Genomic DNA, 12,257 nt, shown 5'->3' on the forward strand with positions numbered 1-12,257 from the left:
CACTCCGAACGTACGCCGGTGTTTTTCCCGGTCAAGGGTTACTTACCGCGAACCACCCGCGCGATGATCGCCACCAGCCCTGCGAACGCCAATCCCAGCACCATGACGCCGACCAGGACCAGCCAATCCGTGATCGCGCGTGTCACGATCAAAATGCCCAGAACGATGAACAGCACCCCGCTGAGCAGGGCCATCCAGTCCGTCCTGTGCGTCCTGCGGGCCTCGACCTCACGCGGCACGCCGCACCTCCATGTCGCCGATGCCGCCCCTGAGGTGGAGCACGATGGTGGAGACCTTGCCGTCCGGCGCGATCTCGGGAGCCAGGACCTTGTTCGCCCGGATGTCCACGCCGCCCTTGATCGACTGGTCGATCTTGATGTCGCCGACCTTGTTGGAGGCGTGCACCTCCACCCGGGCCGTCGGCGGCACGATCACGATCAGCTCGCCCACCGAGACCGAGGCGTTGAACGTCACCGTCGATCCCGCCGCCAGCTCCAGCTCCGACAGGTCCAGCCGTCCGTCACCGACGCCGACGTCATAGACCTTGTTCGCCTCGGCGACGCTGGAGGGGGCCCAGGCGGACTCGCCGATGTTCCTGGGCAGGCCGCCGAGCATCAGCCCCACGGCCACGATCAGCGCGACCATGGTGCCCGCGGCCACCAGGCCCGCGCCGCGTCCCCACCAGGCGGCGACGAGCAGGCCCGCGCCGATCGTGATGAGCATGGCGCCGCCGACGATGGTCGGGCTCACTCCGGCGGCCGACCTGGCTTGGACGGCCACGACGATCCCTCCAATGATGAATGCCAGCAGGAAGACGATGACGCCGATGAACGACCTCGGCCGCCGCGGCCGCTCGACCCTGGGGGCCGGCCGGGAGTAGTAGGCGGGGTCGTACGGCGAGTAGCCACCGGCGCGCCTGGCGGGGTCGAGTGGCTGGTAGGGGCCGTTCGGCGCGAACGGCTCGCCGTAGGCGGCGTAGTCGACGGCCGTCTTCGGCTGCGGGCGGTAGGCGGGCGGCTGGTGCGACGGGACCGCGTGCTCCGCGGTCAGCGCGTCGGCTCGCGCCGCCTCCTCCTCGTCGAGGCGGTCGACCCTGGCCGGCTCGCTCCGCGGTGCCGGCCCCCGGACGGGCTCCTGGATCGGGGCCGGCTTCTGGACGGGCTCCATGACCGGCTCTCCGGCCCGCTCGTCGCCGCGGGAGTCTTCCGGGACGGCTCCGTGGGCCATCGAGGCTGGGGCGTCCGCGGTCGCCGGCCTCGCCACGCCTTCGCTCACCGGCGTGGGGGCGTCGAACCGGGCGAGGCTGGGCTCCGGCGCGGGCCTGACGTCGGGTGCGGCGGGCGGCGCGGGCGGTGTGGGCCGTACGGGAGGCGTGGGCGCGGCGCGCGTGTACGACGCCACGGGCGGCTCCGCGCTGTCCCTGCGCCTGCTGAGCCGCTCCGGCATCGACCGGGCCAGCCCGAGCAGGTCCACCCCGTTCGAATGCGCGGCCAGCAGCGACACCGCCAGGAACACGCCGACCACCAGCGTCCCGGTGTCGAGCCACACGGTCGCCAGGTTGATCGCCAGGCCGAACGCCAGCACCGCGGTCAGCAGCGCCATCACGGCCTCGGCGTCGAAGTCGCGGCGCGTCCACTGCTCGATGATCCCCGGCTTGCCGTTCGGCTCCTTCATCAGCAGGAACGCCGCGAGGTAGACGAACAGCCCGATGCCGGAGCCGAGCAGGAGCACGGCGAAGCCCGCGCGGAACACCACGGGGTCGATGCCGGTGTGCCGCCCGAGGCCCGCGCAGACTCCCATGAGGAAGCGTCCCTCACTGCTGCGGCGCAGCGCGCGCGGGGGAGCGGCCGGTTCCCTGGGCGGAGCTTCTGTCATGGAACCATCGTGGACCTGTGGGCGGTGTGCCCGCATCCGGGACACCCCTGAGCCGACCCGGGGGTTGTTCCCTGATGCCCGAAGCGTCCCCGACATGTGACTATGGCCATGTTATGGCTGACCAGAAGACACTTGCCGAGCCCAGCGCCGACGCGCCGTATCGCCGCATGGAGCGCCCGATGGAGGGCCGCCTGCTGGGCGGCGTGGCTCAAGGGCTGGCGGCGCAGCTCTCGCTTGATCCCGTGGTGATCAGGCTCATGTTCGTGCTGCTCAGCGTGGTCGACGGAGTCGGCGTGGTGGCGTACGCGGTGCTGTGGATGGTCACGCCGCGCCGGCCGTACGAGGGGCAGCCGCCGCAGCGGGACTGGAGCCAGCTCGCCGCGTTCAGCGCGATCGGGGTGGCGCTGTTCGCGTTCGGCTGGCTCACGGGAGCCTCCAAGGGCGGGATCGGCATGCTGCCGTTCGCGGTGGGCGGAATCGGCGCGCTGATCCTCTGGCAGCAGGCCGACCCGGACCGCCGCAAGAGCTGGGTGAGCGGCGCGTCGCGCAGCATCAGGAAGAACCGCGTACGCACGTTGATCGGCATCGTGCTCGTCGTCATCGGCGCGACCGGGTTCCTCGCCGCGCAGGGCGAGCTCGACCAGGCCAGGCCGGGCCTGCTGTTCACCATCGTGGTGGTCGGCGGCCTGGCGGTCATCGCCGCGCCGTGGCTCGCCGGCCTGTGGAAAGAGCTGCAGCTGGAGCGGCGCGAGCGCATCAGGCAGGAGGAGCGGGCGGAGGTGGCCGCCATGGTGCACGACTCGGTGCTGCACACGCTCACGCTGATCCAGCGCGTGGCCCACGACCAGCGCGAGGTCACCCGCCTGGCCCGCGCCCAGGAGCGTGACCTGCGTAACTGGCTCTACCAGCCGGCCCAGGACGCCGACGCCACGCTCGCGGCCGCCGTACGCAGGATCGCCGCCGAGGAGGAGGACGCGCACGGCGTGCCCATCGAGGTCGTCTGCGTGGGCGACATCGATCTCGACTCGGCGGGCCGGCTGGCGGCCACGTTGAAGGCCTCCAGGCAGGCGATGGTCAACGCGGCCAAATACTCTGAGAGCCCGTCCATTTCCGTCTACGCCGAAGTAGAGGGTGAAGAGGTCACGATTTTCGTGAAGGATCGGGGCAAGGGGTTCGACCTCGAGGCGGTGCCGCTCGACAGGATGGGGATCAGGGAGTCCATCATCGGGAGAATGGAACGTCACGGTGGCTCGGCCCGGGTGCGTACCGAGCCTGGGGAGGGCACGGAAGTGATGTTGACCATGAAGGTGGAGAAGGCATGACGCGCGTACTGATCGTCGACGATCACCGGCTGTTCCGCTCCGGCGTGCGCGCCGAGCTGGGCGACTCCATCGAGGTCGTGGGCGAGGCCGAGGACGTGGAGACGGCCGTCAAGGCGATCGCCGAGAAGGAGCCCGACGTGGTCCTGCTCGACGTGCACATGCCGGGCGGCGGCGGCCAGGAGGTGCTGCGCCGGGTGCTCGGCTCCGGCTCCCAGGTCCGGTTCCTGGCGCTGTCGGTCTCCGACGCCGCCGAGGACGTCATCGGCGTGATCAGGGGCGGGGCCAGGGGCTACGTCACCAAGAACATCAGCGGCAAGGAGCTGACGGACGCCATCCGCCGGGTGGCCGACGGCGACGCGGTCTTCTCGCCGCGGCTGGCGGGGTTCGTGCTGGACGCGTTCGCCTCGTCGGAGGCGCCGTCGATCGACCCGGAGCTCGACTCGCTGACCCAGCGCGAGCGCGAGGTGCTGCGGCTGATCGCGCGCGGTTACGCGTACAAGGAGATCGCCAAGGAGCTGTTCATCTCGGTGAAGACGGTGGAGACGCACGTCTCGTCGGTGCTGCGCAAGCTCCAGCTCTCCAACCGGCACGAGCTGTCGCGCTGGGCGACCGCCCGCCGGCTCGTCTGACCCCGCCGGCTGTCTCACCCCCGGCAGCCACGCCGATACTGTGCGCGTTTTGGACCGTTACAGGATAGTTATCGGCTTTTGGCTCACGAAACATCCGTCTCAGTTGTCTCACAGTAAGGAGTAAGCACATAGTCCAGGAGTAATCCCCTTGAAACGCGTCCCCCGGATGCTACCGGTATTGGTCGCGCTGGCCGCTTTGTCGGCTTGTGCGGCGGAAAGCCCCTCTGCCACTGTCTCGCAGCCTGCTTCGCCGGCTGTCTCGAAGGCGGCGGCGACCCGGGCCGCCGGCGGCACCGCCGTCACGGCCCAGGCGAAGCCCAAGCTCGAGATCGCCGACATCACCCCGATGGGCGAGAAGACCGAGAAGGTGGGCGTCGGGTTCCCGATCATCGTCACGTTCGACCGCGACGTCAAAGACAAGGCCGCCGTGGAGGCGCTGCTGGAGGTCCAGGCGGACCGGCCGGTCGAGGGCGCCTGGCGCTGGGTGTCGAAGCGCAAGGTCATCTATCGCACCAAGACGTACTGGAAGCCGCACCAGAAGGTCCTGTTCACCGCGCGGCTGTCGCAGCTTCCCGGGAACACCGCCGGCAAGGACGTGTCGCGCCGCTTCGCCGTCGGCACGTCGAACATCTCCGTGGTCAACACCCGCAGCCACGTCATGAAGGTCTACCGCGACGGCAAGATCGCGAAGAAGATCCCGATCAGCGCGGGCAAGGGCGGCTTCGTGCGGAATGGCGTGGACGTCTACCTCACCACCAGCGGCGTCCACCTCACGATGGGCAAGAAGGCCGTGGAGACCATGACCTCGTCGTGGATGGGCGTGACGGACCCCAAGGATCCCCGCTACTACAAGGAGGAGATCCCCTGGGCGGTCCGCATCTCCGACAGCGGCGAGTACGTCCACCAGAGCGCGGGCTACTACCAGTATCTCGGCCGCTCGAACCAGAGCCACGGCTGCGTGCGAGCCACGCCGGCGGGTGCCAAGTGGTTCTACGGGATCGCGCAGCGCGGGGACGTCGTCAAGATCACCGGCACGAAGCGCAAGCTGGACTGGCGCAACGGCTGGAGCTACTGGCAGCTCAACTGGACCCAGTGGAAGCAGGGCAGCGCCCTGTAGCGCCGGCGGTCCTGTATTGCGCCCTGTACGGCGTAGCGCCGGCGGTCCTGTATCGCGTGGTGTCGGCGCCGTCTTGTAACGCATAGCCCGGGTGCGACGCTTTCTCCCGTCGCGCCGCCGCCGACCATCCTGCGCCTTCCATCACCGTTCCAGCAAAACCCCCCACCAGGCTTTACCGCTGCGCACGGTGGGCACCACCCGCCGCACCGGGTGGCCCACCTTCCTGGGCGACGCTCACCGGCCTCCCCTGGCAGCCCCGTCACGCTCGGGCTGCCTGTACGAACCCTTGAAAGAACGAACATTCCTTCACTTCACCCCTTGTCGAGAACGAATGTTCGTTTTACTATCTGGTCCATGGCCCGCATGCCCAAGGAGCACCTCGAAGCCCGCCGCCGGCAGATCCTCGACGCCGCCAGGCGCTGCTTCATCCGCAACGGCTTCCACGCCACGTCCATGCAGGACGTCCTGACCGAGGCCGGCCTGTCGGCAGGCGCCGTCTACCGCTACTTCGACGGCAAGGACGACATCATCGCCGCGATCGCGTCGGAGGCCATCGGCGAGGTGGCGGCGGCGTTCCGGGTGGACGGCGCGCGGCAGCCGCCGGACCTCGACGGCATCGTCGACCTTCTGCTGCAGGTGGAGCGGCCACCGCTGGCCTCCTCGCAGGAGTCGGCCCGGCTACTCGTCCAGGTCTGGTCGGAGGCGCTGCGCTCGCCCGAGCTGTCCGCGAAGCTCAACGAGGTCATGGCGGAAGCGCGCCGGGTGATCGGCGCGTTGGTGGCCGAGCACCAGCGGCGCGGCCTGCTTCCCGCCGACGTGCCCGCCGAGGAGGTGGCCGGGGTGCTCATCGCCATCGTGCACGGGTTCCTGACATCCAGGGCGGTGTACGGCAACGCGGATCCGGCGGCGTTCCGCAACGGGCTGCGGGCCCTGATGGCCGCGAAATAGCGCAAATCTGGGAAACATCGGCGAAGGGGAGCACACCATCGTGACCAGCGAACCGCCCGTACCCGCCCAACTGTCCGGAATCGGGGCGACCGCGTTGGGCGTCGCCGCCCTGCGCGCGCAGGAGAGCCTGCGCCAGGACCGCCTGTTCGACGACCCGTACGCCCAGCTCTTCCTTGACGCCGCGCACCCGGCAGGCTCCCCCTGGAGCACCGGCTCGGCGGCCGGCTTCTTCCACGCGATCGGCCATCAGGTCGCCGTCCGCACCCGGTTCCTCGACGACACGCTCCTGGCGGCCGTGCGGGAGGGGTGCGACCAGGTCGTGCTGCTGGCCTCCGGCATGGACAGCCGCCCCTTCCGGCTCGCCTGGCCCCCGGGCACCACGGTCTTCGAGCTGGACTTCGCCGACGTACTCGCGTTCAAGGCAGCCGTGATCGCCAGCCGCACCACCCCGCCTGCCGGTCAGTTGGCGCGGCCCACGTGCCGGCACGTCGCGGTCCCCGCGGACCTGCGCGAGGACTGGCCGCAGACGCTGGCGGAGGCCGGGTTCGACCGGCGCAGGCCCGCCGCCTGGCTGGCCGAGGGCATCCTCTACGCCCTGCCGCCCGAAGCCGCCGCACTCCTCCTCGACCGCATCACGAGCCTGTCCGCTCCGGGCAGCGTCCTGGCCATGGACCACGGGGAGGACTCGGAGCTGCTCCGCACCGCCCGCGTGAGCGTGTCGCCCGACCTGCGCGACCTGTGGCAGGGCGGCCCTTCGGAGGATCTCAAGCCCTGGCTGGCCCGGCGCGGATGGGATCCGACGGTGCGGGACATCGCCGACATCGCCCGCGATCACCGGCGCCCGGTGCCGCCCGCGTTCGACCCGGACCGCACGGACGCGGGCCGCGGCTGGCTCGCCACCGCCCGCCTCTCAGAGCGCCGCTGACGTTCGGGCCTCCACCTGGAGGCCCGAACAACCGGCGGCGCCAAGGGAAAGGCGCGGCTCAGAGCTTTTCGAGCGGCGCGTAAGCCAGCAGCAGCGTCTTCTCCCCGCCACTACCGAAGTCGATCTTGACCTTGGTCTTCTCCGCCACCCCGTCGACGGACACCACCGTTCCCAGCCCGAAGGCGTCATGCGTGACCCGATCGCCAGGCGTCAACGTCGGCACCGTACGCCCGCCGCTCTTCGCCGGCGCCGGCCGGGCGGCCGGAGCCCGCGAGGTGGCCGCGCTCCACGCGGACTTCTCCGGGTCGGTACGCCAGTCGATGAGCTGCCCAGGCACCTCGCTCACGAAGCGCGAGGCCGGATTGAACGACGGCGCGCCCCAGGAGCTGCGCACCGCCGCCCGGGTGATGTAGAGCCGCTTCTGCGCCCGCGTGATCCCGACGTAGGCCAGCCGCCGCTCCTCCTCCAGCTCCTTCGGCTCCCCGAGTGACCGGATGTGCGGGAACACGCCGTCCTCCATGGCCGTCAGGAAGACGACGGGGAACTCCAGGCCCTTGGCGGTGTGCAGGGTCATCAGCGTGACGACCCCCTGGCCACCGTCGGTGTCGGGGATCTGGTCGGCGTCGGCCACGAGCGACACCTGCTCCAGGAACTCCACCAGCGTCCCCTCCGGATTGGCCTCCTCGAACTCGGAGGCCACGGAGACGAGCTCGTTGAGGTTTTCCAGCCGGGACTCGTCCTGCGGATCCTCGGAGGCCTCCAGCTCGGCGCGGTAGCCGGTGGCCACCAGCACCTCCTCGGCCAGTGCCGACGGCGGCATGCCCGCGCCCTTGGCGATCAGCTCCTCGATGAGCGCGACGAACTCGCGTACGGCGTTGAGCGAGCGCGTGGCCATCCCGTAGGCCTCGTCGGCCCGGCGCAGCGCGTCCCAGAACGAGATGCGCTCGCGCGACGACAGCGCCTCGATCATCGCCTCGGCCCGGTCGCCGATGCCGCGCTTGGGCACGTTGAGTATGCGGCGCATCGACACCACGTCGGCCGGGTTGGCGAGCACGCGCAGGTAGGCCAGCAGGTCCTTGACCTCCTTGCGCTCGTAGAAGCGCACGCCCCCGACGACTTTGTACGGGAGGCCGGTCCTGATGAAGATCTCCTCGAACACGCGGGAGGCCGCGTTGGTCCGGTAGAAGACGGCCACCTCGCCGGCCTTCACGCCTTCCTCGTCGCTGAGCCGATCGACCTCCTGCGCCACGAACATGGCCTCGTCGTGCTCGTTGTCGGCGACGTATCCGACCAGCTTCGGCCCGTCACCCTGATCGGACCAGAGATTCTTCGGCTTGCGCGACTCGTTGCGCGAGATCACGGCGTTGGCGGCGGCCAGGATGTTCTGGGTCGAGCGGTAGTTCTGCTCCAGCAGGATCGTGCGCGCGTCGGGATAGTCGCGCTCGAACTCCAGGATGTTGCGGATCGTCGCGCCGCGGAAGGCGTAGATCGACTGGTCGGCGTCACCCACCACGCACAGCTCGGACTGGTCGGCCCCGGGGCGCACCACGTCGCCGTCGGCCGTACGCAGCTCGGGATGCCCGACCAGCTCCCTGATGAGGATGTATTGGGCGTGGTTGGTGTCCTGGTATTCGTCCACCAGCACATGCCTGAAGCGCATCCGGTAGTGCTCCGCGACCTCGGGGAAGAGCTGGAACAACGTCACCGTGTTCATGATGATGTCGTCGAAGTCCATCGCCCCGGCCTCGGTCAGCTTGAGCTGATAGGCCTTGTACGCCTGCGCGAGCGTCTTCTCCAGATGCGAGCCCGCCCGGTCGATCGCGGTCTCGTAGTCGATCAGCTCGTTCTTGAAGTTGCTGACCTGAGCCGAGAACGAGCGCGGCGGATAACGCTTGGGGTCGAGCTCCATCTCCCTGCACACCATGGCCATGAGTCGCTGGGAGTCGGCCTGGTCGTAGATCGAGAAGCTGGAGGGGAACCCGAGCCGCTTGGCCTCCCGCCGCAGGATCCGCATGCAGGCGCTGTGGAACGTCATCACCCACATCGCCTTGGAACGCGGCCCGACCAGCTTGTCGATGCGTTCCTTCATCTCGCGGGCGGCCTTGTTGGTGAAGGTGATCGCCAGGATCTCGCCCGGATGCACCTTCCGCTCGGCCAGCAGGTAGGCGATGCGGTGGGTGAGCACCCGCGTCTTCCCCGATCCCGCCCCCGCCACGATGAGCAGCGGACTGCCGTGATGGATCACGGCCTCGCGCTGCTGCGGATTGAGGCCATCGAGCAAGGGGTGGTCAACAGAGACTTGGGTCGGCACGAACCTAGGTTAAGACGCTCCACCGACAATCGGCGCCCGGAATGCCCTCGGCAGGGTCCCGGTTGTCCTCCATGGAAGGTCCAGAGAGGGGAATCATGCTGCCGGAAGCCGAGATCAACCGGGTGCTCGTCGTGACAGCCCATCCGGACGACGCCGATTTCGGCTCGGCCGGAAGCGTGGCGCTGTTCGCCGACCGGGGTGTGGAGGTCACGTACCTGCTGGTCACGGACGGTGACGCGGGTGGCAACGAGCGTACGCTGGACAACTCCGGCATGGCCGAGCTCCGCAGGACCGAGCAACTGGCCGCGGCCAAGGCGGTCGGCGTCACGGACGTGCGCTTCCTCGGCCACTCCGACGGCCAGGTGGTGCCCTCACTGGAGCTGCGGCGCGCCATCGCCCGAGTGATCCGCCAGGTCAGGCCGGACCTGGTCATCACCCATCACCCGGATCGCAACTACCAGTTCATCGCCCCTAGTCACCCCGACCACCGGGCCGTGGGCGGCGCCACCCTGGACGCGGTCTATCCGGACGCCCGCAATCCCTACGCGTTTCCCGAGCTGATCAAGGACGAGGGCCTGGAGGCGTGGACCGTGCGTGAGGTGTGGCTGAACGGCGGCTCGACCCCCAACCACTTCGTGGATGTCACCGAGGTCATGGACCGCAAGCTCGCGGCCTTGCAGTCGCATGCGAGTCAGGTGTCCCATGTCGAGGGATTCGCCGACTTCGTCAAGAGCCGTTTCGCCGCCTGGGCGGTGCAGGCCGGGTTCGGTGAGGGCCGTTACGCGGAAGGCTTCCAGGTCGTTTCCACGGCCTGACCTCGCTTCCCGCCACGGCACAACCCGAGCCCCTCGCCGGCCCGCCATCCGACCACGACAGCCTGCCGTCCGGACTCCGGACGGCCACTACGGTCTCTCGTTCGCGCATCCCGGACGGCCACTCGGTCTCCCGTTAGCGCATCCCGGACGGTCACCACGGTCTTCCCGGACAGCCGCTAGGGCACGGACCCCGGCGGGACCACCCAGAGAGACGGCTGCCCGGTGACCTCCGAAATGATGTCGAAGTCCCGGTGGTAGTGCAGGATCGTCGCCCCACGCACCTCGGCACAGGCGGCGATCAGCAACGCGTTCGTGCCGATCCCACGGTGCTGCGAGATCTCGACGAGCTGTTTCTGCACCTCCAGCGCCCGAGCCTGCACCTCCTGGTCCACCGGCAGCAGGATGCACTGGCGCTGGGCCTGCAGGATGCGCTGGTAGTGCGGGAAGTTCCTGGCGCTGTAGAACAGCTCGAGATCGATGACACTGCACGTCGCCACGACGCGCGCGGCATAGAGCGGATGGAGCGCCTTGGCGACCACGTCGCTGGTGCGGATGCGCCCCAGCGCGCTCTTGTCGAGGAGATACATCAGTCCTGTCGTCGCCACGCATGCTGCACGGCTTCTGGATCCAGCAGATCCGGGCTCCCCTCCGTCCGCCAGAACTCGAACGCCTCGATCGCGCTCGCCTTTTCCTCGTCCCTGTCGACGGTCGACTGCAGTGCGGAGCGAACCGTTTCCTCCACTGTCAGCGTGCCGAGCTTCCGTTGAGCCGCTTCCAGAAGCTCCTTGTCGATGTCGATGACCGTACGCATGCAACACCACCCTTCCTACCTTCCAGCGCCTATGAGCTTTTGCGATCTTGATGCACGCTCCCCTTCGTTCCGGGACGGGGCGCCCGGAGAAGAGCGTCGCGGAGACGCTAGAACAGCCAGGTGACGGGTGACATGGGGCGATCCACGTTCGGGTGAGGATTCTCATCCGGCAGGCGAAAACCTTCATCCTGCGAGAGCCGACGATCTACTCGTGAGGCGGGAGAGGAGGTGAATTCGGCTCACATTGCGGCGGAAATCCCCATTGGGCAGGGAGAGGACCCCATGCGCGACTTCGTCCGCATCGCGCTCCACTCCACGCCGCCCCGCCCCATGGGAGAGGGTGGGCAGGCTCCACCCGGAGCCGTGACGAGACGCTCAGAGCCCTGCCGATGGCCGTCAGGCGCGGCGGGGGCTACTTGCGCTTGGCGGCGATCCGGGCGAAGAGATAGCCGAACGAGTTGGTGGCCAGGTGCAGCATGGAGGGGGTCAGGAGACCGCCACGCCGGCGCAGCTCGCAGAACAGCACTCCGGCCGCCGCCGTCGAGACCACGCTCCCCGCCACCACCCGGGCGGTGTCCAGATGCCCGGGAGACTCGCCCGCAGTGAGGGCGCCGAGAGCCGGATTGGCGCGGGCCATGTCGATGGACGGCAGGATGTGCCAGAGCCCGAACAGCGCCGAGGACACCCCTGTGGCGGCGACCGTGCCGTGGCTCTTGCGCAGCATGGCGTACAAAGCGCCCCGGAAACCCACCTCCTCCAGCAGAACCGTCCCCATCGGCACCTGGAGAAGGGCTTCCTCCAGTACGCGGGCACGAGAGAGCGACAGGGCGCGCTCGTCGCGGAACAGCGGTCTGGTGCGCGGCATCGCGACGCCGGCGGTGTACACGGCTGCCACCGCCGCCGCTAACGCGCCTCCCGCGACCGCGCCCCGGCGGCCGTGCTCGAAGCCGAGCTCCTGCCACGACAAACCGGACTTACGGGCCATCGCGACCAGCGCGGCCGTCGCGACGGCAGAGGTCAGCGGACCGAGGCGGGGGGCGACCTTGTTGTTCATGACGTTGGCGGCGGCGAGGACGGCGATCGATCGGAGCAGCACCCTTGCAGGTTACGTCGCAACCCGGCCAAGCCGACCCCCTCCGGCCCCGCCCGGTTGGGGCGCTGAGCCCGCCTTCCCCTGCACTTGGGCTCGTGGGTGTGCGCGTGTCTTCGGTGCGGCCTACGTGATCCGGCACCTGCGCATACCGATGACCCAGGGGTCTGGGACGCGAAACGGCTCGTGCCGCCAGCCGCCCCTCTGGCCCGCTCGTTGTCGCTGGGGCGCACGAACGGGCACTTCCGCCGACGAGACGGCGCAACCGTGGGGCGGGTCCGGCGGGCGGCCCGGGAGCGGCGCGGGCGGACTTGGGAGTGGCATGGGCCCGACGGAGGCCCGTCTGGGTGGGTTCGGTGGCTTTCTCTTATACACATCACCGACCCCACCAGACCCTAAGACACCTCGTAAGCC

Annotated in this window: 12 protein-coding genes; 6 read left to right on the top strand and 6 right to left on the bottom strand. The window is 69.3% G+C overall.

Annotated elements, in window-relative coordinates; genetic code table 11:
- Positions 1–38: 38 nt before the first annotated feature.
- Both ETD85_RS28380 and ETD85_RS28385 read right to left on the bottom strand, forming a co-directional pair.
- Positions 39–239, bottom strand: coding sequence for a DUF4175 domain-containing protein (locus tag ETD85_RS28380; protein ID WP_138692843.1), 201 nt, complete (start codon positions 237–239; stop codon positions 39–41).
- Positions 229–1,875, bottom strand: a complete 1,647-nt coding sequence (locus ETD85_RS28385; protein ID WP_170246879.1) for a PspC domain-containing protein — start codon at positions 1,873–1,875, stop codon at positions 229–231. The genes ETD85_RS28380 and ETD85_RS28385 overlap by 11 nt, the downstream gene beginning before the upstream one ends.
- A gap of 113 nt (positions 1,876–1,988) precedes the next feature.
- Between ETD85_RS28385 and ETD85_RS28390 the strand changes: the two genes are divergently transcribed.
- The 5 genes from ETD85_RS28390 to ETD85_RS28410 all read left to right on the top strand — a co-directional run bounded on the left by ETD85_RS28390 (position 1,989) and on the right by ETD85_RS28410 (position 6,816).
- Positions 1,989–3,197 (top strand): ATP-binding protein, encoded by a 1,209-nt coding sequence (locus ETD85_RS28390; RefSeq protein ID WP_138692845.1) that lies wholly within the window; start codon positions 1,989–1,991, stop codon positions 3,195–3,197.
- On the top strand, positions 3,194–3,826 hold the full coding sequence (locus tag ETD85_RS28395; RefSeq protein WP_138692846.1) for a response regulator: 633 nt from the start codon (positions 3,194–3,196) through the stop codon (positions 3,824–3,826). The genes ETD85_RS28390 and ETD85_RS28395 overlap by 4 nt, the downstream gene beginning before the upstream one ends.
- Before the next feature lie 148 nt (positions 3,827–3,974).
- Positions 3,975–4,943 (top strand): L,D-transpeptidase, encoded by a 969-nt coding sequence (locus tag ETD85_RS28400; RefSeq protein WP_138692847.1) that lies wholly within the window; start codon positions 3,975–3,977, stop codon positions 4,941–4,943.
- Between the two features lie 354 nt (positions 4,944–5,297).
- Positions 5,298–5,891: a TetR/AcrR family transcriptional regulator gene (locus ETD85_RS28405; RefSeq protein ID WP_138692848.1), complete on the top strand. Its 594-nt coding sequence runs from the start codon at positions 5,298–5,300 to the stop codon at positions 5,889–5,891.
- Between the two features lie 40 nt (positions 5,892–5,931).
- The gene (locus tag ETD85_RS28410; RefSeq protein ID WP_206058662.1) at positions 5,932–6,816 is read left to right on the top strand and encodes an SAM-dependent methyltransferase; all 885 of its coding nucleotides are present in this window, start codon (positions 5,932–5,934) and stop codon (positions 6,814–6,816) included.
- Positions 6,817–6,874: 58 nt separating this feature from the next.
- Here ETD85_RS28410 and pcrA read toward each other — a convergent pair whose 3' ends face one another.
- Positions 6,875–9,097, bottom strand: coding sequence for a DNA helicase PcrA (gene pcrA, locus ETD85_RS28415; protein ID WP_138692856.1), 2,223 nt, complete (start codon positions 9,095–9,097; stop codon positions 6,875–6,877).
- 125 nt (positions 9,098–9,222) lie between these two features.
- Between pcrA and ETD85_RS28420 the strand changes: the two genes are divergently transcribed.
- Positions 9,223–9,942 (top strand): PIG-L deacetylase family protein, encoded by a 720-nt coding sequence (locus ETD85_RS28420; protein ID WP_138692849.1) that lies wholly within the window; start codon positions 9,223–9,225, stop codon positions 9,940–9,942.
- Between the two features lie 176 nt (positions 9,943–10,118).
- Here ETD85_RS28420 and ETD85_RS28425 read toward each other — a convergent pair whose 3' ends face one another.
- From ETD85_RS28425 to ETD85_RS28435, 3 genes are all read right to left on the bottom strand, one after another.
- Positions 10,119–10,547 (bottom strand): PIN domain-containing protein, encoded by a 429-nt coding sequence (locus tag ETD85_RS28425; RefSeq protein ID WP_138692850.1) that lies wholly within the window; start codon positions 10,545–10,547, stop codon positions 10,119–10,121.
- Complete coding sequence (locus tag ETD85_RS28430) at positions 10,529–10,753, bottom strand: type II toxin-antitoxin system VapB family antitoxin (RefSeq protein ID WP_138692851.1); 225 nt, start codon at positions 10,751–10,753, stop codon at positions 10,529–10,531. The genes ETD85_RS28425 and ETD85_RS28430 overlap by 19 nt, the downstream gene beginning before the upstream one ends.
- A 412-nt stretch (positions 10,754–11,165) precedes the next feature.
- Entirely contained in the window at positions 11,166–11,849 is a 684-nt protein-coding gene (locus tag ETD85_RS28435) for a CPBP family intramembrane glutamic endopeptidase (RefSeq protein ID WP_138692852.1), read from the bottom strand.
- Positions 11,850–12,257: the final 408 nt, after the last annotated feature.

This window comes from Nonomuraea zeae, from assembly GCF_005889725.1.
Classification (GTDB): Bacteria; Actinomycetota; Actinomycetes; order Streptosporangiales; family Streptosporangiaceae; genus Nonomuraea; species Nonomuraea zeae.

Coding starts and splice junctions, on each gene's coding strand:
- ETD85_RS28385 (WP_170246879.1), bottom strand. CDS start 1,875: ATGACAGAAGCTCCGCCCAGGGAACCGGCCGCTCCCCCGCGCGCGCTG.
- ETD85_RS28390 (WP_138692845.1), top strand. CDS start 1,989: ATGGCTGACCAGAAGACACTTGCCGAGCCCAGCGCCGACGCGCCGTAT.
- ETD85_RS28395 (WP_138692846.1), top strand. CDS start 3,194: ATGACGCGCGTACTGATCGTCGACGATCACCGGCTGTTCCGCTCCGGC.
- ETD85_RS28405 (WP_138692848.1), top strand. CDS start 5,298: ATGGCCCGCATGCCCAAGGAGCACCTCGAAGCCCGCCGCCGGCAGATC.
- ETD85_RS28420 (WP_138692849.1), top strand. CDS start 9,223: ATGCTGCCGGAAGCCGAGATCAACCGGGTGCTCGTCGTGACAGCCCAT.
- ETD85_RS28430 (WP_138692851.1), bottom strand. CDS start 10,753: ATGCGTACGGTCATCGACATCGACAAGGAGCTTCTGGAAGCGGCTCAA.